Consider the following 22,634-nt stretch of genomic DNA (forward strand, 5'->3'; position numbering starts at 1 on the left):
TCTACATTGTTTATTTATCTTTTTTTCAGTAAGCAACACATTACCTCCTATATAAGGAGGTAAGTGCTACTAGCCTATTTATGAATGAGACACTTATTGTCTCACATTAAGTAACTGTTCTATAAAGAACTCACTTCCACCAATTGTACCATAAAACGTACTATGTTACCTTTAATTCCCGAAGTAAATTCTAATTTTTGAGCCTTCTTTTACTTTAGCTCCCGCTTCTGGTGATTGCTTAATTACTTTCTCTCCATCTCCACTTATATCAAGCTGCAAATCGACGAGTTGTGTTTGTAAGTCTTTCTTTTTCATTCCAATTAAATTCGGAACTTCCACAGTTGGTGTATCGCCCCATTTATATTCTTTCTCAACTTGTTCTTTTCTCGGTTTCACTCCCATAACAGGAAGCGCATCTCGAAGGATATTCCCGACAATTGGAGCTGCTACCACTCCACCAAACTGTGTAACCCCTTTTGGATTATCAACAGCAACATACACAACAATCTCTGGATCATCCGCTGGAGCAAATCCGATAAAAGATACAATATAATTATTCTCTAAATATTTACCATCTTTCACCTTTTGAGCAGTACCCGTTTTTCCACCTACACGATATCCATCAATATAAGCTCCTTTACCAGAACCTTTCGCTACAACATTCTCTAATGCATAACGAACTTTTTCTGAAGTTTCCTTGGAAATAACTTTTCTTTTCTCAACAGGTGTCTTTTTACTAACAACTTGATTATTTTTTGGATCAATAAACTCCTTAGCTATATACGGCTGATACAATGTTCCACCATTTACAGCCGCCGCTACAGCTGCTACTTGTTGAATTGGTGTAACAGAAACCCCTTGGCCGAATGAAGTTGTTGCTTGCTCTACTGGACCAACTTTATCTAAATTAAATAAAATCCCACTGCCTTCACCTTGCAAGTCAATTCCAGTCTTCTGCCCAAAACCAAAATTACGAATGTATTTAAATAATCGGTCTTTACCAAGGCGATCACCAAGTTCAATAAATCCCGGGTTACATGAGTTTTGAACGACTTCTAAAAACGTTTGACTGCCATGACCTCCTGCTTTCCAGCATTTCAATCTAGCTCCACCGACTTCAGCTGCTCCATCATCATAAAACGTATCCTTCTCTAAGTCTACTAAATTTTCATTTAATGCTGCAGCTAATGTAATGATCTTAAATGTTGAACCAGGCTCATACGTACTCCACACAGGTAGATTTCTGTTATACACTTCTGGAGAGACACTTTGAAAATCCGCTGGATCAAAACTCGGCCGACTAGACATACCTAAAATTTCACCATTTTTAGGATTCATTGCAATCGCAATCATACCGTCTGGATTATAAGTTGACTCCGCAATATTCATTTCTCTTTCCATAATCCTTGTAATACGCGCATCGATTGTTAATCCTAAATTTAAACCAGCTTCTGGTTTTTTGAAATCATCACCAACATTAGGCATCCTTTGTCCTTTCGCATCTGCAAAAAAACGCACATGACCTTTGTCCCCATTTAGCTCCTTATCATAATATTTTTCTAGTCCCATAAGACCTTGGTTATCGCTACCTGCAAAACCTAATACATGTGATAAAAAATTCCCAAATGGGTAGTACCGGATAGAATCCTCTGCGATATACACGCCCTTCAAACTTAAGCCTCGTACCTCTTTCGCTTTGTCATGTGATATTTTCCTTCCGCCTTTATCTAACCTTACAATCGATTCTTTTTTTGTAATCCTCTTATAAATCTCATCTTTTTCCACACCTAATACTGCAGCTAACTCCTCTGCAGTCTCTGCTGGTTTTTCAATTTGCCTCGGTACAACAAAGACAGTTGGAGCACTTTTATTCGTGGCAAGTTCCACACCATTTCGGTCTAAAATTTTCCCACGTTCGGGTTCAAAAGTAATATTACGACTCCATGAATCTTTCGCACGATCCGTTAACATATTCCCAAGAAAAAATTGCACATATCCAAGACGAATATCGATAATAGTGAAGATAAGTATACCTGATATAAGTATAAAAATAAGTCGTTTTCTAACTGTTACATTTGATACACGCATATCGGAACAAGCCTCCCTTACGCCTAGCTTGTTCCAATATATGCTTGTACTTATTTAATTAGAACTTCTTCTCTTTTACCATTACGGCTTTTCTGCTTCTTGTTGTGGTTCGAGTGGCGGTACGAGTGTGACACCTAATTCTGTACCAGGTTGTAATAATGTTCCTTCCGCCACACTTTGTTCTGTTACGTATCCTGTACCAGAAGGCTTCAAGTTAAGCTGTAATGTCTTCGCTAAATTCATAACATCACGCAGTGCCCATCCTTGTATATTTGGCATTGTAGGCTTATCTCCTACCAAGAAGACTCGGTCGCCTTTCAATGTTTGTTCAGTCGCTTTTGGTACTTGTTGCTGTACTTTCCCTTCACCTAATACGATTGGACGAAGTTTTGCTTTATCAATTGCTTTCCCCGCTTCAGCCATCGTTTTACCAGTTACATCTGGAACAGTAGTTTGTTGCTCTTTCAGATGTTTTTTCGGATCTTTCACTTCATTTGGCTTAATCTTTAAATACTCTAAACTATTTTTTGTTACATATTTAAAAATATCAGCTAAAGGCTGTGCACCGTTCTCATCATCTTTTAATTTCGGCTGTTTTACAGCTACATAAACAACAAGTTGTGGGTCGTCCATTGGTGCCATACCTAAGAATGAGAATATATAATTCTGTCTTCCTGTCATATAGCCGCCTTTTCCATCCGGAATTTGCGCTGTACCTGTTTTACCACCAACTGAATATCCATCAATTTTATAAGCTGTCCCTGTACCTTTCGGAGATGTAACAACACGTTCTAATAACTGTCTTACTTGCGCTGCTGTTTCCTTTGTAACAGGTTTTCCTACTTCTTCTGGCTTATGTTCTAATTTTACTTTCCCTGTTATCGGATCTACAATTTTATCAATTGCATAAGGTTTCATCATTTTCCCATCATTTGCAATAGCTGTTGCAGCTTGTACAAGCTGAATTGGTGTTACAGTGGAACCTTGTCCAAAAGCTGTTGTCACTTGTTGTATTTGCTGATCAAATAAAATTGTATTCGATCCTTCACCTGATAAATCAATGTTCGTTTTTTCATCTAATCCAAAACTATGAATATATTTTCGGAAACGTTCTGGACCAAGTTTTTGATCTCCTAAAATTGCAAACGCTACGTTTGAAGAACGTTCTACCCCTTCATCAAACGTGATAGAGCCCCAACCAGCACCGCCGTTATGATCTTTTATTTTCCTATTTCCGACTTGATATGTCCCAGACTGATAATAATCTTGCCCTTTGTACACACCTTCATTAATAGCTGCCGCTAGCGTGAAAATTTTCATTGTTGATCCAGGTTCAAATGCATTGGCAATTGCGTCATTGAAGAAATATTTAATTTGACGATCATTAGGGTCATAACTAGGTTTAGTAGACATCGCTAATATTTTTCCAGTTTTCGGATCTGCAACAATCCCTATTAAACTTTCTGGTTCATATTGCTTACTTGCTGCTTTCATCGCGTCTTCTAAATAACTTTGGACACGTTGATCAATTGTTAAATACGCGTTATCTCCATTTTTAGGTGCCTTTACATTAACTTTTCCACCATCAAGAGACACACCTTTACGATCACCTGTATATGCTACTTCTCCGTTAGAAGCACTTAAATATTTATCCAAGCTTTTCTCTATGCCAAATTGACCTACCGAGGTTCCATTCTCATTTGGTTTTGCATGACCTATAACATAAGATGCGAAATCACCGTTTGGATACACCCTTGCATTTTCTGTAATAAAAGATATTCCCGGCAACTTCAACGCTTCTATTTGTTCCTTCTTTTCTTTCGTCAAATCCTTACCTAACGTTCCAAATTCGACTTGACTTCTACCTTCCTTATTTAAAGAAGCTAAAATATCCTCTTCGCCTTTTCCAAGTACTCCTGCAATTTTCTTTGCAGTATCTTCTTTATTCTCAACAGAGTTAGCACCTTTTAGGGCGGCTACTATTTTATAAGAGTTTGCGTCTTGCGCTAACACATGACCGTTTTGATCATAAATGGTTCCTCTGTTCGCTTCAAGAACTCCTGTTTTACTATGCTTTTGTTTAGCAAGTTCATCTAAATCTTGATTATGAACTGTTCCTGTTGATTGTATGTAAAAAAATCGGGCTAATAACAGCAAAAAGAGCAGGAGGAAAAATATCATAAAATAACCTGCTCCCTTATTGGTATGAAATTTAGTCATATTCTTCTTCATCGTTCCTTCACACCTATTGCCTTATTTGAGGCCTTTCACATTATTCGCATTAATTTCTAGCCCGTGTTTTTTTGCAACTTCAGCGATTCGTTCATAGCGACTTAACTTCTCTACTTCAGCTTGTAATTCTTGATTTTCTTTTTGCTGCTGTACAATTTTTTCTTCTATCGTCGCTGCTTCTACATTAACTTGATAAAGGCCTGCTTTATTTCCAATAAACGCGACACAGGCATACAATAAACAGCCAATAAACGCTACATACAACAGTTTTTCGATTCTTGTAATTTTCGCTTTAACTTTCGGCTTAACCATCTGCTGTGGGGGCGTTTGAATTTGCACCTCTTCTTGCGCTTGTTGTTTGTACTTTACAGCTAAATTAGTCATACCTCTCTCTCCCTTTTATCGTTTTTCAGCGATTCTCAACTTCGCAGAACGCGCACGATTATTTTCTTCTAGCTCTATATCAGAAGGTAAAATCGGTTTTCTTGTAATAAGCTTTAATTTCGGCTTAAATTCATCAGGAATAATCGGTAATCCTGGCGGCAATTGTGGCGTTGTACTATTTCGCTTAAACGTTGTTTTACAAATGCGATCTTCTAATGAATGGAATGTTATAACACTAACTCTTCCACCTGGCTTAACCATCTCAATAGCAGATTCCAATGCTTCTTCAAATACTTTTAATTCATCATTTACAGCTATACGAATTGCCTGAAACACTCGCTTAGCAGGATGCCCACCAGTTCTACGAGCAGGAGCCGGAATACCTTCTTTAATTAGCTCTACTAATTCTCCTGTCGTTTCAATAGCTTTATTCTCACGATAAGCTTCAATTTTTCTTGCAATTTGTTTTGAAAATTTCTCTTCACCGTATTGGAAGAAAATCCTTACAAGTTGTTCATATGACCAACTATTTACAACATCATATGCTGTTAATGGGGCATCTTGATCCATCCGCATATCTAACGGTGCATCATGATGATAACTAAAGCCTCGCTCTGGTGTATCTAATTGTGGGGATGAAACACCTAAATCAAATAAAATACCGTCTACTTCTGTTATACCTATTTCCTGCAGTTTTTCAGCTAAATAGCGGAAGTTACTCTTTACTGTTATAAACTGTTCACCGTATGAAGAGAACTTTTCTTTCGCGTTTTGAATCGCTATCTCATCTTGATCAAACGCTATTAATTTTCCACCTTCAGTTAATTGGGATAATAAATAAGAACTATGTCCTCCTCCCCCCAGTGTACAATCTACATATGTACCATCTGGCTTTATATCTAAGCCGTCTACTGTTTCCTTTAAAAGCACTGTTACGTGTTTAAACATTGTTGCACCTACTCTTTTTCCAATTAATTATGTTGAATGTATCCCTTCCTCTAAACACATCTTTCATGCTTAGAGAATGAAATAATACGAAAGAACGACTCATTTAACTTACCAATAAAGGCAACATACTATACAAATCGCTATTTTCTTTTATTATATACTAAATTTTATCATCTTTTGCGGGAATTTAAATAAAAAACTGTCGAAAAAGCGAATAATACGTTTACATTTTGTGCTATTTTGTCATATATTTAAGTATCCAACACAATTACCATATCTATTTTTTTGATTGATAATTCAGAAAAAAATCACTTCACAGTAAATTCAACGGAATAAAAATAAAATCCTGCTCCAAAGAGCAAGATTTTATAGTTTTATAACATGATGTTTTCCGTCCCAAGAAAAAGGGTTTTCCATTACACGATCAACGAAATCCAAACCAAACTGATTTAAATAATAACATACATTCCACACACGTTCTTGCGGCGCACCTAATGGACGAAGTGCGAATTGTATACGGCGAAATTTATTTAGCTGAACCTCATACTTTTTCTCAACATTTCTTTTCAACATTCTTTCCAGCAGTTCAATTTGTTCATTAATTTTCAATTCGTTTTTCCCTGCAAACGCACCTAACCCCGGCTCTATTTTCTTTACAAATTGCTGTAAAGATGTATGAATATCGGCAATTTCTTTTTTCGCCTTTTCAAAATGATCATCAATCGGTTCCTCTATTTGATTAGACAACCAGTTTTCACGCAGTTTATCTACATCATTTAAAAACGGATCACTTTCTCTCAATTGCAGATCGAATAAATCTGTCGCTATATATCTCTCCACATAAGTAATTGTAAGACGAGGAACGACAGGTGGCATTTGAAAACCGACAGTATGGAATACTTGTTGTAATTCACTCCAATAAGCTAATTCCCCTGGACCTCCAATAAATGCGAGCGTAGGAAATACATACTCTTGCATAAGAGGACGTGTTACAACATTATTACTAAAACGTGCCGGATTTCTCTCCATCTCTTCAATCAACTCTTCGTATGAAAATGAATGCGCCCCATCCTTTCCAACAAACTTACCTTGATGCTCTTCAAGCAATACTCGTTCATTATCTATTTCCATGAATATATGCACTGCATGAGACTTCGTTTCAATAATCGGTTTGTATCCTAGTTCTTTAATTACTTCCTGCTGATTACGAAGGCCCTCTTGTACCTCTTTATACTTACTTATAATTCGCTTAAAAAATGGAATTTCTAACTTTCTTAATTCAGGATGATGTGAATCAACAAGGATTAAACCAGAATTAGCAAAGATTTTCGTAATAAGATGAGCAAAGAAATCTACATAAGTATTCGATTTTTCCAAAGCATCATCAACAAATTTTAATACATCCTTTGTAAAATTTGTTTCTGGATATGTTTTAAAAATCTCTTCAATCCAATTTCTACAATCTTCAACAGAAAGTTCAGACTCAGAAGCACTCGCCTTTTTCGGATTACGATCATAAAAAATAGTTTTTTTCATCTTTTTATTTTTCGCTACAAAAGTATGGTTAATCTCATCCATATCATGGTCTTCACCCGCAATCCAGAAGACAGGGACAACTTTCACCCCTAAACTTTCTTCTTTTTCCTTTGCAAGCTTTAAAATTGAAATAACTTTATGAATTGTATAAAGCGGTCCAGTTAATAACCCCGCTTGTTGTCCAGCTATTACAACATATGTATTTTCATCTCCAAGCGCTTTTACATTTTGAAGTGTAGATTCTCCCGCTTGTAATTTTGTATTATATTCTAATAAATGCGCTACTAAATCTTGGCGGAAAAACTCCCTTTCACGCAAATCATGTAAACGCTGTTTAAAAGCATCTTCTGTTAACATATAATCAAAACATGACTGTATCTCTTTTTTACCGTTCATATAGTCCGCTACAACACCTTGTTGCGGAACAGAGATTTCTTTTATCTCCATATAATTCTTCCTTTCGTATCCAGTTCTCTCACCAATCCACATTGTAGTCAATGTTTCAAGTAAAAGCAAAGAATAACACTTATACTCTTGTTTCTAAACCTTTTATTGCATCGAACAAAAATTGAAGTGTCGGAACTGGTCGTTGCTGTTTCTTAGCCTCTTCTAATACATATCCAACAATCGCATTAATTTCCGTCTGTCTATTCGCTCTTACATCCGCTAGCATAGAGGATGTATTACGAGACGTTCCTTCACACACATTGCGTACCATTTTCCATACCATTTCTTTTTCTCCTCTAATAAGAAATACGACCTCCTGAAACACTTGCTCCATCATTTGATAAAAAAAACGATTCTTGATTAATTCACCATTCTTAACTCCCAATAACGCCGTCAACGGATTGATACATACATTTACTACTAATTTTTTATGCATAATCTCTTTCCAATCCGTTTCTATTTGAACTGGAAAATAAGAAACAGGAAAAGAATGGAATACACTTTCAAAATGTATAGATTGACCACAAACCACTCCAAATTTTGTTACCCCAACTCCAGTATGATGAACGATATGCCCTCCCTCTTTTTTCGCACCATGTTCTACAATACCAACAGCTATATTTTCACTCCCTATGTTCAGCATCTTTTGAAGATGTGACATTCCGTTTTGCAAAAAGATTAATGATGATGCCCCTTCCACAAACGGTAGTATGTCATCTATATGATATTGCTTCACAGCAATAAATATATAATCTAAATTTTGCGCTACCATACTTTCTATCGGTAAAACAGATGGATATACTGTTTCACATGTTCCATCTCTAATACAAGTTACACCTGTTTCATTTAACTCTTCAGCCTGCTTAGCTGTTCTTGTAAACAACGTAACATTTTGGTTACTTTTTTGTAAATAAAATGTATACAATAGACCAATAGCACCTGGTCCGACAATTCCAATTTTCATTTTCACACAAGGGATTCACATTAAGCGCCCTTGCCTCCCCCCTTTTTTATATCTTTTTAAAGTACATGAGAACGCCCTATAATTTCGTTGTCCTCTGCCAAACAAATACACTTTCATTTTTCACTACGTATATACTGCCTATTAATACACTTATACTCTTAGTTTAGCAAATACTCAAAAAAATAATAAAAGAAATATACTATCTTCTTCATAAAAATAAAAAAATGAGTTATACTATTATTGTAAATATTTTTACTTTTCTGCATTCAACGAGATAAGAAAAGGATGTGATGTAATGGGATTCCCAAAAGTTGAGCGCTTGCTCATCAATTATAAAACGTTAGATGAATTTAAAAAATTTAAAGGGTGCGGAGCCCAAGAACTATCTATGCTGGAAGAATTGCAAGCAAACATTATTGAAAACGACAGTGAATCTCCATTTTACGGTATTTATTATGGCGGATCACTAATTGCACGTATGAGTCTATATATGAAAAGAAACGGCGGAGAACCATTCGAAATTACAGGTCCTTACCTAGAACTTTATAAACTTGAAGTATTACCAACTTTTCAAAAACAAGGATTCGGGCAAATGCTTGTAAATCATGCGAAACAAATGCAATTTCCTATTAAAACGATAGCGCGTATTCATTCATCTGGTTTTTGGGATAAATTAAATTTCAACCCCGTATCAGTAACTGATGGAGATTTTTATATTTGGCATCCAGAAACAAATTTGAATACGGTTACAAACGAAGAATCGGCTTAAGAAATAAATAAAAAAAACAGCTGTATAACAGCTGTTTTTTATTTCTTAAGCTTCTCTAACTTCTCATTCGAGCGAGCATTATTTCTTTCCACTACCATTACACTTCTTTTTTGATCGATATAATCAAGTAATGTTCTATACTCTTCCTCATATACTGATAATCGCTCCAGAAGACGCTCTCTTTCTGTTTGTAATGATTCAACTTGTTGTTGCAACACCGTTAAAGAGTTTTCATCTTTATAATTTTGCAAGAAATCAATAACATCATTCAACGTAATTGACGTAGGTTCTAACACCTTCGTCTCTTTCACTTCATAATTTTCTACTTTACGAAGTTGCTTTGCTTCCTCAATACGTTCTTTATATTGCTTTCTTACGTAAGAATTCCATCTAAATCCACATGCTGCTGGTGTACGTGATAAATTTTTCCCCACTTCCTTAAAGGCAGAAAGTTGTGTTCCACCTTCTCGAATATGCCGGAGTACTACTTCTGCCAGAAGCAAATCTTCATCATCAGTCCAAGCATCTTGTCTTGTTGTCGCCATCTCTCTAGTCCTCCCTATGCATTTTTTATTAAGCATATGCAGTTACTAGAAAAGATAGAATACAACAACTAAAGATTAAGACAAAAAAAATAAACGCAGAAGATATCTTCTGCGTTTATTTTCCCGCAATTACTTGCTGATTACTTCTTTACCTTTGTAAGTACCGCATGCTTTACATACACGGTGAGCTAATTTCGCTTCACCACAGCTTGGGCACTCTACCATACCAGGTACTGATAATTTGAAATGCGTACGACGCTTTCTTTTTACTGTTTTAGAAGTTCTTCTAAAAGGTACAGCCATTCTTCCCACCTCCTTAAAAGAAATAGTTATTTTCATATGAAGGCCTGAACCAGTCTTCCGATTATTTGTCAAAAAACTTTGCAAGTCCTGCCAATCTTGGATCAACAGTCTTTTCTTTGTCTTCTTCCGAAATCACTTGCCAGTCTTGACCTTGCGTCGGTGCTCCACCAGAAACATCATCACTGAAAATTTGCATTGGAATCTCCAAAAGTATATTTTCCTTGATTACGGGCAGTAAGTCAAGTACTTCTCCTTCTAAAGAATGAATTTCAGCTTCAGTTTCAAATTCTTCTTGTGAAGTTTGGAACACCTCAGTTGTTTTAATGTCAAATGGTAATGTCACATCTACTAAAGAGCGAGAACATGGTAAAACCATGCTTCCAGTTATATGTAGATGAAACGTAAACTTACCGGAGCCAAAATCAACTCTTCCCTTTACATGCACAGGATTAATTTCACGAATATCTTTCTCGACCTCTTTTAGCTCACTTACATCTACCATCTCATCCAATGTCAATCCTTTATTTCTCAATTTATTCAATTGATGGATGGACCATTTCATATCATATCACCTCAAGGCAACAAACAAAATTATAGCTAGCCATTTTATATTTGTCAATGTTTTTTCTTTACACTATAATGAAGTCATCATAGTAAATAATATATAGAGTATCACGTTTTTCAAAAAGATGCTACATCGAAAGGAGAGATTACCATAAAAGCTGGTGGTATTGTTGTTGAATATAACCCTTTTCATAACGGTCATCTTTATCATGTGCAACAGACAAAAAAGTTAACACAATCCGATATAATAATTGCCGTTATGAGTGGTCCTTTTTTACAGCGTGGTGAGCCCGCACTCATTTCCAAATGGTATCGCACTAAAATGGCCTTAGCAAACGGCGTAGACCTTGTTGTAGAGCTTCCATACGTCTTTGCAACACAGAAGGCTGAAACCTTCGCAAATGGTGCTATTTCCATTTTAAATGCCCTACGTGTTTCTGAAATTTGTTTCGGTAGTGAGGATGGACAAATCAAAAATTTTTATAATACCATCTCCGTACAAAAAAACGAAGAAGAGACTTTTAACTGCCTTGTAAAACAATTCATGGACGCTGGTAATAGTTATGCAAAAGCAACATCAGATGCTTTCTCACACATTTTAACATCCGAAAACAACATAGATATGTCACAACCAAATAATATTTTAGGCTTCCAATATATGAAAGCAATTCTGTCACAAAATAGTTCTATACAAGCTCAGACTATACAAAGATTTGCCTCTCATTATCATGATGAAACATTTAATGACCAATATATTGCAAGCGCGACAAGCATCCGAAAACAACTCTTTAGCGAAGAAGGATCATTTACAACAATTGAACCTTTTCTCCCACAGGCAACCACTTCGCTTTTAGCAAATTACAAACAAAACTACGGGATATTACATAATTGGGAACAATACTTTTCATTTTTTAAATATAAACTCATGACGATGTCTCCAGGGGACTTACGACATATATATGAAATAGAAGAAGGTTTAGAGCATCGTATTTTATCAAAAATACAAAACAGTTCCTCCTTCTATTCATTCATGGAAGCATTAAAAACAAAACGTTATACATGGACTAGATTACAAAGAGCTTGTACACACATTTTAACAAACACAACAAAAGAAGAAATACGTAGCGCAAATATAGAACAACACGCACCATATATCCGCCTGTTAGGCATGTCACAAAAAGGACAAACTTATCTTTCAAAAAACAAGAAAAAAATCGAACTTCCAATCCTTACTCATACAAAAACATTTGACCATGCCGCTTTAGATATAGAGAAAAAAGCAAACTCTGTATATTTCTCCATCATGCACGAACCGTTACGCACGCAACTATTAAAACAGGATATAACACACCATCCTATTCGCTATGATGAAACAACTACAAAATTCCTATAAAAAAAACCTCTCTATTTCAGAGAGGTTTTTTCCTTATCCATCTTTTCTAAATATGTTAACGCATCATCCAGCGTATCCACTGGTATAATTTTCATTTTTGTTTTAATATCCTTTGCAGTCTCAAGTGCATCTTTATAGTTCGATTTCTCCGCACCTTTTTCATTTGGCGCAAAGAACACTTCAGCCCCGGCATCGCTAGCAGCCACCACTTTTTGATTTATACCACCAATTGGGCCCACTTCTCCTTTTTCATTAATTGTACCTGTTCCAGCTATTTCATGTCCTTTTGTTAAGTCTTCTTCCACAAGTTGATTATATATTTCTAATGTGAACATTAAACCTGCGGATGGTCCACCAATTTCATGAGAATTAATTTTCACTTTCGGATCGACCACTAATTCTCTTTCCGTAACGATAGAAACACCTATACCGACACGTCCATTTCCATTAGGAATCGTCTTTACATTTAAATTTTCTTTCAATTGTTTTCCATTTCTCATGTACTCAATACTTACAGCATCGCTTTCTTTTTTCCCAGTCATATATTCAATAAATTGCTCCGTCTTTTCAAATGTTTTTCCGTCAACAGCTATAATAACATCACCAAGCTTAAGCTTTCCTTCTGACGGCATTCCTTTTGCCACACCAGCAACTAATACACCTTTATTTTCAAAAGAAACAGAGCGATTTGCACGTTTATATGCATTATAAATTGCTGCATTTTGTGAATCTTTCATCGCATAATTTTGGCGAAATTGATATTCTTCATCACTCTCACCTTTTTGCAATATTTCTTCCGCTTTCGAAATATGTGTATATTTATTAAACTGTGCCGCTATTAAATTCACCACATTTGCTGGCCCCATTGAAACCGTAACAAGCATAAAATCACCAGATTCTTTCGTTCCACCCTCAACTTGAACGTAAGGCTCTAATTTGGCAGCCATTCCTGGTTTTGTTACATAATACGGTAAACGTACGTAAACAAGTAACATCGCCAATATAACCCCTATTAAGATTGCATATATAAACCGAAAACGCTTAAACATTATGTTTCTCCTTCCACTGCTCAATTAATAAATAAATATTTGAAACATGTTTTTCCGCTTCTACTTCTCCAACTCGAATAATGTCTTCAATGTTCGTAAAAGCACGTGAACTAAATTGCTCTACAGCTGGTCGCATCATTAAATCCGATGCAATTTGCCGATTCATTACAAGCTCATGCTGCATAATTTCAATACTTTGCATGATTACGTCATAAATGGACGTAACATCTCCATTCACCTTAATTGGAGATACATCAACAGCGATAACAATATCGGCCCCTAACTCTTTCACAACCGATACTGGGATGCGATCAATAACTCCACCATCCACTAATAATCGTCCATCTATTTTTTCTGGTACAAACACTCCAGGAACAGATATGCTAGCCCTCACCGCATCTGCAACTGGCCCACTTGTAAAAACCACTTTTTCCCCCTTCAGTATGTCAGTAGCCACAACAGCCGTCGGGATATCTAACTCTTCTAAATTTTTATTATATGTAAACATTTTAATCATATCTTTGACACGTTTTCCAGCAATAAATCCCATTTTTGGTACCGTGAAATCTAAATAATACTTCCGCTTAAAAACAGATGCCAATTTATACAATCTTTCAACGTTACTACTTGCCGCATAAAACGTACCTATTAGCGCCCCCATACTACTTCCTGCAATCATATGAATAGGGATACCCGCTTCCCTTAAAACCTTTATTACACCAATATGAGCAAACCCTTTCGCTCCTCCAGACCCAAGTGCTAAACCAATCTTTGGTTCTTTCATTTTTCTCACCCTTTAATTTTTTTCATTCCTTTTTCATACTTATGGTCTAAATTCACTACGTATCCACGTATACTGAAATGAACGTTTTTTGGGACAAAGGGGGATTTACTTACATGTATGAAAAATGGAAAACCGCTTTCCTTACCATATCAACGCTATTTTTAACCTTTTCTCTTGTACTCCACCCCCAAGCCGCTTTGCAAGCTTCTATTCGCGGGTTAAATATATGGTGGGAAGTTGTATTCCCTTCACTACTACCGTTTTTCATCATTGCGGAACTTCTAATTAGTATCGGTGTTGTAAAATTTATTGGCGTTATATTAGAACCACTCATGCGCCCACTTTTTCGCGTTCCAGGGATAGGTGGATTTGTTTGGGCCATGGGAATGGCTTCTGGTTTCCCTGCAGGCGCCAAATTAAGCGCTAGACTACGAAAAAGCAATCTTTTAACTCAGATTGAAGCGGAGCGCCTCGTTTCTTTCACAAATTCTTCTAATCCACTTTTTATTTTCGGTGCTGTGTCTATCGGTTTTTTTAATAATCCGAAATTAGGAATTATATTAGCGGCTGCCCATTATTTCAGTAACTTTGCCGTCGGATTAATTATGCGTTTTTACGGACATAATACCGCTTACAAAAATAACACACACACTACAAAAAAACGCCGCTTTCAAAACCCTTTTTTAATTCTTCACGAGACACGCTTACAAGAAAAAAGGCCAATCGGTAAATTACTTGGGGATGCTATCGTTTCTTCTATTCAAACATTACTTATGATTGGCGGATTTATTATTTTATTCTCTGTGTTAAATAAAATGATTACTGTATTCCACATTACAGCAGCTCTTTCTTTTATTATGCAACATATTTTATCATTCTTCCAACTAAGTACAGATTTTAGTATACCTATATTATCAGGTATTTTCGAAATGACACTCGGAAGCCAAATGATTAGTCAAATAAATGAAACACCGCTCTTACAACAAGCTATTGTAACAAGCTTCATTTTAGCATTTAGCGGTCTTTCTATTCAGGCACAAGTTGCTAGCATATTAGCTGAAACAGATATCCGATTTAAACCCTATTTTTTCGCACGAATTATTCAAAGTATTCTTGCCCCTATTTTTACATTTGTATTTTGGACACCATTTTATGAGAAAGTGAGTTCTTTCTCACCTATACCAAAAGATATTCCTGTATTTTTATCCAAGCATCCTTCTATACTACATGAAATTTGGACATCTTTTATACATTACGGACCAATTTTTACATTATTTTGTCTATACTTATATATTATTTTATTATTTTTGCGCACGTATAAAGAAAAACCCCGTTCACTTTAACGGGGTTTGAAACTTTTCTTTTAAAGCACGCTCCACAATAGGAGGTACAAGATCTACTACACTTCCTCCATACCTCGCAACTTCTTTCACAATACTCGAGCTTAAAAATGAATATTGGTTGTTTGTCATAATAAAAAATGTTTCAATATTTTCATCTAATTTTCGATTCATAGAAGTAATTTGCATCTCATATTCAAAATCAGAAACTGCTCGTAAACCACGTAATATTGCATTTGCATTACGCATTTTTGCATACTCTACTAACAGCCCACTATGCGAATCTACTTTTACATTCGGGATATCCTTTGTCGCTTCTCGAATTAGTTCTAATCGCTCTTCAACTGAAAAGAATGGTTTTTTTGATGAATTGTTTAAAACGACTACGTACACCTCATCAAATACTTTTGCTCCCCTTTTAATAATATCCAGATGCCCAAGGGTAATTGGATCAAAACTTCCTGAAGAAATAGCTATACTTGTCATTCTGTCCCCTCACCTTCATACTTATAAATCGATATTGCAGTAATCCCATAATTCTCAGCTCGTACTTTCACAAGCCTGCCTATTGAATTCGGTAAAACCACATCATTACCATGCTCTGCCATAATTAATCCATCACTATGTAGTAATCCATGTTGATCCATTACACTAATTAAAGATACAATTTTTTGCTCTTTATATGGAGGATCTATTAATATAAGATCGAATGACATTTCACGTTTTATTAGCGCCTTTACTGCACGTTCCGCATCATTTCGATATACTTCAGCTTGTTCCTGTATTCTACAGCTTTCTAAATTTTGATGAATCACTTTTATCGCTTTACTATCCCTATCAACAAAAATTGCTTTATCGATCCCTCTACTCAAAGCCTCAATTCCAAGACCACCACTACCGCCAAATAAATCAAGGGCGATACCACCATCAAAATAAGGGCCTATCATATTAAAAATAGATTCTTTTACTTTATCTGTCGTTGGACGTGTTGTATTACCAGGAACCGCTTTAAGTGGGTGTCCTTTACATTTTCCTGAAACTACTCTCATCTGTTGTCACTACCTTTATTTCAATCTATCGAGCGATTATTGAAAGCCATTTCTACTTCGGTAACCGTTAACAAATTACATTCACCTAAATATTAGAAAACTCAGCATCAAATAACCACTCGTTATTTTTATGTATTCATCTCATCATTCACTAAAGTGAATCCAATATGTATATTAGTTCCACTTTATCTTTTTTATCCTATCACAAAATAAAAAAAAGAAAAATAAAAAGCCCAACATAAAATTTAATTTCATTATGTATATCTTCATTTAGATTGGACATAAATAATTATAACAACATCACCTTCGATGTTGTTGCCAACCGCGGAGAAGACTTACGTTTCCCCATAAGTTCTTCCTCCGGTTTCTCCTCTCCCTTTGCCTTCTTACTAGCACATGCTAGTATAAGAAGGGCCCTGCTATGCAGGGTTTTTTTTCTTTGTGTGCTTTTCATTTAAAAAGTGAAATGGTACAGTAAAAGAAAGAGGAGGAAAAAATATGATTCAGCGCTTTATAGAACTTGGAGAAGGCTACTCTGATTTATATGAATTACTTGAAATTGCCAAAACAAATCAAGAACGTATAGCACATATGTTACAATTTGAAACGATAAAAAACGATAAAAAAGTGTGTTCGCTTGTTGTAATATTAAAACCAACTACTACTGGTGATTTCCAGCCATTATACATATGTCGTGAAGGCATTCCTGTATTTGAAAATAAAAAAAGTAAACGTGTCGTTTTATTTGAAGAAACGGCAGAACAACTTGGGAAAAAAGTGGCTACCTTTACTGTAAAACCATCTACAACTTTCCCAGAAAAAGAACTATTTTTTAATCATTTAATTGGTATTTTACGAATGAATAATTTCATTCCTCCGATGAAATAACACTATATTTCAAGTGAAAAATCCCCCGCTAAATTTAGCAGGGGATTTTTTCTATTAGCTATAATCGTATTCTTTTGCTCGATCAGGACGGGAATTTTCAAATTCCGTTTTTAAATACGGGCGATACGACTGTTCTATCTTTTTCACAAAAGGAAGTTTGTTCAACTTATGCATCATATGCTCAATTTGTTCCATATCACAATATACTACAGCATATTTTAATCGTTTTGATATGTAATGTATGTTACCATATTTCCTTAAAATCTTGGCATGTTTCAATGAATGTAAATAAACAATCATACTTTGTCGTTGCCCGAACATAATCTTCTCCATCTTCTCCTTTTAAAAACATATATTTTATATTCTATGAAAACCAATCAGAAATTTATAACATTACAGGACAAACTCTGTATACGTTTTCTTCCAACTTCTAAAAAACGGGGTACATCACCCCGTTTTTTTACAACCACAACCTCCGCCAGTACCACAACCTCCACCACAACCACCAGCATCAAAGAATGGATTTCCTGTTGGCACTTTAATGGAAGAAGACACTTCCGAACCGATTGCTACACTAACTTCGTCTAATAACTTCTGCAAAGCAGTTTCTGCTCTTTTAAAAGCTGCAACCTTATCATGTAAGTCCACAGAACGCTTTAATTCTCTCATTTTCATCGACACGGTAGTATAGTCAGGATGGTATTTTCCAAAACGCTGTACTTCCTCATACCGTTCTTTCATCGCTGTAAATTGCTGAATTAACGTCTGAAGTTCCATATCTTCATGTAATTCTCTATAATACTTACGATAATCTTCTGCTATATCTGAACAGATAATCGCTTTTGCAAGCTGCTCTGCCTTATCTAATATTAATACGCTTTCTAGCGTCGCTACAATCATGAGAGACACCTCCGAGTATCCATCATACCACATTTAGATTAGAACTACTAATTGAAGTGACTTACTCAAAAGAAAGATATAATGAAACTATTTTCACACTATATCCGTACACACTTATACATTAATATGTTCCGCTATATTATATTTAAGAACATCCCATTTCCCACTATTTTGTTTCACATAACTAATACACGCATTTTTTAATGGTGTCTTAAATGTAATTTCATCTGGTTCAATGGCATGTAAAATCGCTTTTATCGCGTGTGAGTGAGCAACAATAATAATACGTTTGCCAAAATGAGTTGTTGCAACATCTTCTAAAGCAGCAAAGCAACGAGCTACAATCTCTTCATCTTGCTCCATACCTTCTACTTTCCCCTCAGCAATCAACTCTCTAACAGCCGCAACTGGCTTCCCTGAAGCTTCTCCAAAATTCCGTTCAACAAATCGCTCATCTAATAAAATCGATTGTAATCCAGCCGCCTTTGCGATTTCACTAGCCGTTTCTTGCGCTCTAATTAATGGGCTACTTATAATGATATCCCACGTTTCTTCTTGTAAAGCAGCTGCACTTTGACTCGCTTGCTTCTTACCAACTTCATTAAGCGGAATATCTTCTCGCCCTTGAATAATTTCTTGAAAATTCCAATCAGTTTGTCCATGTCGTACTAAACAAATTTCCGTCATGCTGCAACTCCTTTTTAAATAATCAACCTCTATTGTAACAAAAGTTCTGCATGACGGACATATTTTTCACTTCCAATTAGGTTGCATTTTGTTGCTTCATATACTGAAACATATCAATCATAATCGAAGCAACGGCCAATTGATTTTGAAACTTTTCCACTTTATCTGGTATTGTTTTTTTGAAATGTTGCATCGCCGCTAACTCAAAAGCCTCTTTTTCTTCAGGATTTCGTGTTAATTTTCTATACCAGTACGGTTGCTCTCTAATATAGCGAGATAAATCCTCATCAGCCTTTATAAACTCCATAATTTCTGCTCTCATCATCTTTCCCCCTAATCCTTTTGAAAGAAAAACGGGTTATTTTCTGAAGTACTTTGTTCTTGCTGCGTACGGTTACCTTGAAATTGCTGAATAACTTGTTGCACGCTCCCAATAGCACTCGTCACATTGGCTAAATGGTTCTGCATTTGTTCCACGTCCAACTTTTTAAAAAAAGAAAGCATTTGCCCCATCACATCAGCAGTTTTTTCCTCTTCAGTTCGATTATCTTTTTCTTTTTTATTTTCTTTTACCGAAGAAAACGCAGGCGCTCCATCCGGTCTATAAGTTGCCCATATTGGATCTTCTTCACCAAGTAAGTACCATTCTTCATAAAATTGTTGCCATGTTTTGTGACCACTTCTAACCTCATGAACCATTTTAGGGTGATGGTTTACAAATTCTTTAAACTGTTGAACCGATGGATGTAACGGTCCTTTTGTTGTTGGCATAATCCTCACCTCTCCATGTATATCTACTATATAGTAAGAAAAAAAAGGCGCATGGTTCGCCTATTTTCAGACGATTCATGCACCTTTTTTTCTGCTATTTGCATACGGTCAGATTCCCACCTACAATTCAGTGAATACGAAGTAACTAATTAGGTAATATAACACCCCACCGCTTACAGTTTCGCTTTATTTTCGAATAAAGTTTTGTGTATAAAATTTATCGTATACACCAACACCTAATCCTGTAAATTGTTCATTTAATAAATTCTTTCTATGCCCCTCACTATTTAACCAACCTTGCACTGCCGCAATTCCATCACTATGTTGCGCCGCTATGTTCTCACCAGCAAGTTGAAATCCTACTTTCCCGCGTTGCAAACGATCTCCTAGCGTACCTAATGTAGGTGAGTCATGAGAAAAATAATTATTGTCTTTCATATCTTTACTGTGACCAACAGCAACATCTGCTGTTTCCTGATCCCATGTTAATAATGATAATTTATGACGACTTCGAATGATATTTGTTAAATCAAAAATTTGTTGCATATTCCCATTTTCTACTTGTTTTATTTTTTCTGGAGTCAATGGTTGTTCTGCTATTAATTCACCTGAATAAACGAGCTGATACGGTTTTTGGCGTAATAATGTTTCATCATCCATATAACGAACACCCACAAGCTCATGTGTAAATTGATCAAAATACAATTGCGCCCATCCATCTTCTACAGGTATTAACGGTTGTTCCATGACTTCGGTATCAGATAGTTCAAATTGATAATTATTTTTCCCTCTTTTTAATGAAATTTCATGCGAAGGCGGACTTTTTTTATATACTTCTTCATATTTTTCATTTATATAATAAGGTGGAACCTTAACTTGTTCACCAGCAGCATACGCCGTTACAACTTTACGTTCAGAAACTCCAAATTGAGCATACTGAGTTAAATCCTGATTGTATACCCACCATTCATATCCGTATGCAGACGGCTCTATTCGAGAGGGTTCTCCCCACTTCGCCAATAAATTTTCAGAGTCTTCACCAATCATATTTAAAACAGTATCTGAGGAGTCTTCCTTAATTTGCTTTTTCTTTTTCACAATTTTATTTTCTTGCTTTGATTGAGATGGGGTTAATATATATTGTGAAACGAGTAATTTTCCGTATAAATCAACAGCTAAAATTAAAAATGTAATCATTACGATACGCAATAATTTCTTCAAACGATATACCTCCTGAACAAAACATAAAATTGAGATATACACAAATCCTTTTCTTTCTTTTTGTGTGTACCGTACTCTTTTCACTATATCATATTTTCGTGAAAAAAGTCTGGATTATCCCTTTTCTCTCAATATGAATTGCACTTTCTCATTATTCATACTATTATAAAAATAATGGTGTAACATTAAAAAAGGAGGTATTATATGCAATTTACAAATACGAAATTTAATGGAGCCGTCGTTGAATTAACTCTTTTAACTGAAATCATGGAAAACAACCACTTCGTACTTGCTGGACAGTGGGATTATGAACGGGTTACATACGATTATAAATTTGAAATATTAAAGGATATTTATTATTTACGAGTGCAAGGAGTTGCTGTTGAAGGTGACATCGGCAGTAGACACGCTGAAGTAAAACTACTCCCCCCCTTATTAGGAAAACATTATTATCCTCACGGCGTTGAATATGGTGATGATGAGACTTTCCCAACGAACGTACTTCAAAAAAGCGAACAACTCCTACAAAATGTCGAAAAAGAGTTAAAAGAATTTCAAATTATTGATTAACAAAAACAAGCGCATCAATATGATGCGCTTGTTTTATTTCCCTTCCCTAAGAATGAATCGTTTTTTTTACTGGATATCCATAAATAGATCCATCTTTTACTTTAATCTCATCTTCCCAAGGAACCTTATATTTACCTTCAGCTAAATCTTTTACAAACGTATATGGATTTTCTTTCACCCCACCAGGAGTTGCTACATAACCTCTTGAGCCTAAATTATATATATTATTTTCTAATCCCCACCCTAATCTAGCCTGATCTGCTAGTTCTGGATATACTTCAGCAGTAACAATCTCCCAAGGATTTCGATGTCCCTGTACTAAAGTAGTCCCATCAAAATTACATACTTGTCCCTCACCAAAGTAATAAAATACACCATCATAACCCGCTAAGTTTACCGACAATGTATACATTAAATTTTGCCATGCATTTGAACGATTAGTTAGCATCCATTGTTCACTAACTTGTGTGCTATATCCAGAAATACGAATTAAGACATTTGCACCTTTATAGGCCGCTTCACGAGCTACTTCAGGGAACATGCCATCATGACAAATACAAACAGCTAATTTACTTCCTCCAGGTCCATCACAAACAGGTAAGCCTAAATCTCCAGCTTTCCAAGGCTCGACTGGTACCCAAGGATTTAGCTTACGATACTTCAAAATCATTTCACCTTGTGGATCAATAATAACTGCTGTATTATATGGCTCTCCACCAGGATTTTTTTCCATTATCGAAAAAACACCATATACTTTAGATTCTTTACATGCCTCAGCAAATAAGTCGGTTTCTGGCCCAGGCACTGTACATAAAAATTCTTCTGTAGTCCATTTTTTTGTATTGAGCCCTTGTGTACTATATTCAGGAAATACTATCAATTCTAATCCAGGGTAACCTGATTTGGTCGAATGAATTGTTTTTATGATTTGTTGAATTTGTTTATCAATGTCTGCACGTGACTCTACTACTGGTACTGGATATTGAATTAGCGCTGTCAAAAAACCACTAATCGGCTTTACCATACTTCCACTACTACCCATTTAAATTCCCCCTTAAAATAGTTCGTGTTTATTAAAGATAACAATATATATTTGTAACTCTCTAAAAAACTTGCACTACATATGGAATTATTACGCATGAAAGCTAGTAGTAAATTTTATATCCACTTTTAGTACACGCCTACACTAACTTAACATAAAT

25 protein-coding genes are annotated in these 22,634 nt (G+C 35.7%); 5 read left to right on the plus strand and 20 right to left on the minus strand.

The genetic code is table 11. From position 1 onward, the window contains the following. Positions 1-171: 171 nt before the first annotated feature. The 6 genes from MHI26_RS20205 to panE form a co-directional block, all read right to left on the minus strand. On the minus strand, positions 172-2,088 hold the full coding sequence (locus MHI26_RS20205) for a stage V sporulation protein D (protein ID WP_001266221.1): 1,917 nt from the start codon (positions 2,086-2,088) through the stop codon (positions 172-174). A gap of 81 nt (positions 2,089-2,169) precedes the next feature. Next, on the minus strand, positions 2,170-4,320 hold the full coding sequence (locus MHI26_RS20210) for a penicillin-binding protein (RefSeq protein ID WP_086407626.1): 2,151 nt from the start codon (positions 4,318-4,320) through the stop codon (positions 2,170-2,172). Between the two features lie 21 nt (positions 4,321-4,341). Then, positions 4,342-4,704: a cell division protein FtsL gene (gene ftsL, locus MHI26_RS20215; RefSeq protein ID WP_061666358.1), complete on the minus strand. Its 363-nt coding sequence runs from the start codon at positions 4,702-4,704 to the stop codon at positions 4,342-4,344. A 15-nt stretch (positions 4,705-4,719) separates the two neighbouring features. Then, entirely contained in the window at positions 4,720-5,652 is a 933-nt protein-coding gene (gene rsmH, locus MHI26_RS20220; protein WP_000472508.1) for a 16S rRNA (cytosine(1402)-N(4))-methyltransferase RsmH, read from the minus strand. A gap of 366 nt (positions 5,653-6,018) precedes the next feature. Continuing rightward, entirely contained in the window at positions 6,019-7,635 is a 1,617-nt protein-coding gene (gene bshC, locus MHI26_RS20225) for a bacillithiol biosynthesis cysteine-adding enzyme BshC (RefSeq protein ID WP_000403035.1), read from the minus strand. 79 nt (positions 7,636-7,714) lie between these two features. Then, a complete protein-coding gene (gene panE, locus MHI26_RS20230; protein ID WP_042973393.1) occupies positions 7,715-8,599 on the minus strand; it encodes a 2-dehydropantoate 2-reductase in 885 nt (294 codons plus the stop codon). A 295-nt stretch (positions 8,600-8,894) separates the two neighbouring features. On the opposite strand from panE, the gene MHI26_RS20235 reads away from it, so the two are divergent. After that, entirely contained in the window at positions 8,895-9,368 is a 474-nt protein-coding gene (locus MHI26_RS20235; RefSeq protein WP_000506697.1) for an N-acetyltransferase, read from the plus strand. 38 nt (positions 9,369-9,406) lie between these two features. Here MHI26_RS20235 and MHI26_RS20240 read toward each other — a convergent pair whose 3' ends face one another. The 3 genes from MHI26_RS20240 to MHI26_RS20250 form a co-directional block, all read right to left on the minus strand. After that, the gene (locus tag MHI26_RS20240; protein WP_000246470.1) at positions 9,407-9,913 is read right to left on the minus strand and encodes an RsfA family transcriptional regulator; all 507 of its coding nucleotides are present in this window, start codon (positions 9,911-9,913) and stop codon (positions 9,407-9,409) included. 129 nt (positions 9,914-10,042) lie between these two features. Beyond that, positions 10,043-10,216 (minus strand): 50S ribosomal protein L32, encoded by a 174-nt coding sequence (rpmF, locus tag MHI26_RS20245; RefSeq protein WP_001984764.1) that lies wholly within the window; start codon positions 10,214-10,216, stop codon positions 10,043-10,045. Positions 10,217-10,277: 61 nt separating this feature from the next. Further along, complete coding sequence (locus MHI26_RS20250) at positions 10,278-10,778, minus strand: YceD family protein (RefSeq protein ID WP_061666357.1); 501 nt, start codon at positions 10,776-10,778, stop codon at positions 10,278-10,280. 213 nt (positions 10,779-10,991) lie between these two features. On the opposite strand from MHI26_RS20250, the gene MHI26_RS20255 reads away from it, so the two are divergent. Next, a complete protein-coding gene (locus MHI26_RS20255; RefSeq protein ID WP_003307657.1) occupies positions 10,992-12,173 on the plus strand; it encodes a nucleotidyltransferase in 1,182 nt (393 codons plus the stop codon). Between the two features lie 11 nt (positions 12,174-12,184). Here MHI26_RS20255 and MHI26_RS20260 read toward each other — a convergent pair whose 3' ends face one another. Together MHI26_RS20260 and MHI26_RS20265 are read right to left on the minus strand one after the other, a co-directional pair. Next, complete coding sequence (locus tag MHI26_RS20260; protein ID WP_000476296.1) at positions 12,185-13,222, minus strand: SepM family pheromone-processing serine protease; 1,038 nt, start codon at positions 13,220-13,222, stop codon at positions 12,185-12,187. Further along, entirely contained in the window at positions 13,215-14,006 is a 792-nt protein-coding gene (locus MHI26_RS20265) for a patatin-like phospholipase family protein (protein WP_000662590.1), read from the minus strand. The genes MHI26_RS20260 and MHI26_RS20265 overlap by 8 nt, the downstream gene beginning before the upstream one ends. A gap of 113 nt (positions 14,007-14,119) precedes the next feature. Between MHI26_RS20265 and ylbJ the strand changes: the two genes are divergently transcribed. Beyond that, on the plus strand, positions 14,120-15,349 hold the full coding sequence (gene ylbJ / locus MHI26_RS20270; RefSeq protein ID WP_061666356.1) for a sporulation integral membrane protein YlbJ: 1,230 nt from the start codon (positions 14,120-14,122) through the stop codon (positions 15,347-15,349). Here ylbJ and coaD read toward each other — a convergent pair. Next, positions 15,341-15,832: a pantetheine-phosphate adenylyltransferase gene (coaD, locus tag MHI26_RS20275; RefSeq protein ID WP_000200601.1), complete on the minus strand. Its 492-nt coding sequence runs from the start codon at positions 15,830-15,832 to the stop codon at positions 15,341-15,343. The two genes, ylbJ and coaD, sit on opposite strands and share 9 nt — an antisense overlap. Beyond that, positions 15,829-16,395, minus strand: coding sequence for a 16S rRNA (guanine(966)-N(2))-methyltransferase RsmD (gene rsmD, locus MHI26_RS20280; RefSeq protein ID WP_001266977.1), 567 nt, complete (start codon positions 16,393-16,395; stop codon positions 15,829-15,831). The genes coaD and rsmD overlap by 4 nt, the downstream gene beginning before the upstream one ends. Before the next feature lie 498 nt (positions 16,396-16,893). Between rsmD and MHI26_RS20285 the strand changes: the two genes are divergently transcribed. Continuing rightward, positions 16,894-17,283: a DUF7147 family protein gene (locus MHI26_RS20285; RefSeq protein ID WP_061666355.1), complete on the plus strand. Its 390-nt coding sequence runs from the start codon at positions 16,894-16,896 to the stop codon at positions 17,281-17,283. A 54-nt stretch (positions 17,284-17,337) separates the two neighbouring features. On the opposite strand, the gene MHI26_RS20290 is transcribed toward MHI26_RS20285, so the two are convergent. The 6 genes from MHI26_RS20290 to MHI26_RS20315 form a co-directional block, all read right to left on the minus strand. Further along, complete coding sequence (locus MHI26_RS20290) at positions 17,338-17,604, minus strand: YlbG family protein (protein WP_002082261.1); 267 nt, start codon at positions 17,602-17,604, stop codon at positions 17,338-17,340. A gap of 126 nt (positions 17,605-17,730) precedes the next feature. Continuing rightward, entirely contained in the window at positions 17,731-18,183 is a 453-nt protein-coding gene (locus tag MHI26_RS20295; RefSeq protein ID WP_000634366.1) for a YlbF family regulator, read from the minus strand. A 114-nt stretch (positions 18,184-18,297) separates the two neighbouring features. Beyond that, positions 18,298-18,870, minus strand: a complete 573-nt coding sequence (locus tag MHI26_RS20300) for a histidine phosphatase family protein (protein WP_000134948.1) — start codon at positions 18,868-18,870, stop codon at positions 18,298-18,300. A gap of 76 nt (positions 18,871-18,946) precedes the next feature. Next, a complete protein-coding gene (locus MHI26_RS20305; RefSeq protein ID WP_001200990.1) occupies positions 18,947-19,192 on the minus strand; it encodes a YlbE-like family protein in 246 nt (81 codons plus the stop codon). An 11-nt stretch (positions 19,193-19,203) separates the two neighbouring features. Beyond that, entirely contained in the window at positions 19,204-19,641 is a 438-nt protein-coding gene (locus MHI26_RS20310; protein WP_001143346.1) for a YlbD family protein, read from the minus strand. A gap of 186 nt (positions 19,642-19,827) precedes the next feature. Continuing rightward, on the minus strand, positions 19,828-20,862 hold the full coding sequence (locus MHI26_RS20315) for a CAP domain-containing protein (RefSeq protein ID WP_000735373.1): 1,035 nt from the start codon (positions 20,860-20,862) through the stop codon (positions 19,828-19,830). Between the two features lie 204 nt (positions 20,863-21,066). On the opposite strand from MHI26_RS20315, the gene MHI26_RS20320 reads away from it, so the two are divergent. Further along, positions 21,067-21,432 carry a YugN family protein gene (locus MHI26_RS20320; protein ID WP_001160944.1) on the plus strand — a complete coding sequence of 122 codons (366 nt, stop codon included), beginning with the start codon at positions 21,067-21,069 and terminating at the stop codon, positions 21,430-21,432. A 46-nt stretch (positions 21,433-21,478) separates the two neighbouring features. On the opposite strand, the gene MHI26_RS20325 is transcribed toward MHI26_RS20320, so the two are convergent. Beyond that, positions 21,479-22,474: a formamidase gene (locus MHI26_RS20325; RefSeq protein WP_061666354.1), complete on the minus strand. Its 996-nt coding sequence runs from the start codon at positions 22,472-22,474 to the stop codon at positions 21,479-21,481. Positions 22,475-22,634: the final 160 nt, after the last annotated feature.

The sequence above is a fragment of the Bacillus sp. FSL K6-1218 genome, assembly GCF_038006445.1.
Classification (GTDB): Bacteria; Bacillota; Bacilli; order Bacillales; family Bacillaceae_G; genus Bacillus_A; species Bacillus_A thuringiensis_S.

Coding starts and splice junctions, on each gene's coding strand:
- MHI26_RS20205 (WP_001266221.1), bottom strand. CDS start 2,088: ATGCGTGTATCAAATGTAACAGTTAGAAAACGACTTATTTTTATACTT.
- MHI26_RS20210 (WP_086407626.1), bottom strand. CDS start 4,320: ATGAAGAAGAATATGACTAAATTTCATACCAATAAGGGAGCAGGTTAT.
- ftsL (WP_061666358.1), bottom strand. CDS start 4,704: ATGACTAATTTAGCTGTAAAGTACAAACAACAAGCGCAAGAAGAGGTG.
- rsmH (WP_000472508.1), bottom strand. CDS start 5,652: ATGTTTAAACACGTAACAGTGCTTTTAAAGGAAACAGTAGACGGCTTA.
- bshC (WP_000403035.1), bottom strand. CDS start 7,635: ATGGAGATAAAAGAAATCTCTGTTCCGCAACAAGGTGTTGTAGCGGAC.
- panE (WP_042973393.1), bottom strand. CDS start 8,599: ATGAAAATTGGAATTGTCGGACCAGGTGCTATTGGTCTATTGTATACA.
- MHI26_RS20235 (WP_000506697.1), top strand. CDS start 8,895: ATGGGATTCCCAAAAGTTGAGCGCTTGCTCATCAATTATAAAACGTTA.
- MHI26_RS20240 (WP_000246470.1), bottom strand. CDS start 9,913: ATGGCGACAACAAGACAAGATGCTTGGACTGATGATGAAGATTTGCTT.
- rpmF (WP_001984764.1), bottom strand. CDS start 10,216: ATGGCTGTACCTTTTAGAAGAACTTCTAAAACAGTAAAAAGAAAGCGT.
- MHI26_RS20250 (WP_061666357.1), bottom strand. CDS start 10,778: ATGAAATGGTCCATCCATCAATTGAATAAATTGAGAAATAAAGGATTG.
- MHI26_RS20260 (WP_000476296.1), bottom strand. CDS start 13,222: ATGTTTAAGCGTTTTCGGTTTATATATGCAATCTTAATAGGGGTTATA.
- MHI26_RS20265 (WP_000662590.1), bottom strand. CDS start 14,006: ATGAAAGAACCAAAGATTGGTTTAGCACTTGGGTCTGGAGGAGCGAAA.
- ylbJ (WP_061666356.1), top strand. CDS start 14,120: ATGTATGAAAAATGGAAAACCGCTTTCCTTACCATATCAACGCTATTT.
- coaD (WP_000200601.1), bottom strand. CDS start 15,832: ATGACAAGTATAGCTATTTCTTCAGGAAGTTTTGATCCAATTACCCTT.
- rsmD (WP_001266977.1), bottom strand. CDS start 16,395: ATGAGAGTAGTTTCAGGAAAATGTAAAGGACACCCACTTAAAGCGGTT.
- MHI26_RS20285 (WP_061666355.1), top strand. CDS start 16,894: ATGATTCAGCGCTTTATAGAACTTGGAGAAGGCTACTCTGATTTATAT.
- MHI26_RS20290 (WP_002082261.1), bottom strand. CDS start 17,604: ATGTTCGGGCAACGACAAAGTATGATTGTTTATTTACATTCATTGAAA.
- MHI26_RS20295 (WP_000634366.1), bottom strand. CDS start 18,183: ATGATTGTAGCGACGCTAGAAAGCGTATTAATATTAGATAAGGCAGAG.
- MHI26_RS20300 (WP_000134948.1), bottom strand. CDS start 18,870: ATGACGGAAATTTGTTTAGTACGACATGGACAAACTGATTGGAATTTT.
- MHI26_RS20305 (WP_001200990.1), bottom strand. CDS start 19,192: ATGAGAGCAGAAATTATGGAGTTTATAAAGGCTGATGAGGATTTATCT.
- MHI26_RS20310 (WP_001143346.1), bottom strand. CDS start 19,641: ATGCCAACAACAAAAGGACCGTTACATCCATCGGTTCAACAGTTTAAA.
- MHI26_RS20320 (WP_001160944.1), top strand. CDS start 21,067: ATGCAATTTACAAATACGAAATTTAATGGAGCCGTCGTTGAATTAACT.
- MHI26_RS20325 (WP_061666354.1), bottom strand. CDS start 22,474: ATGGGTAGTAGTGGAAGTATGGTAAAGCCGATTAGTGGTTTTTTGACA.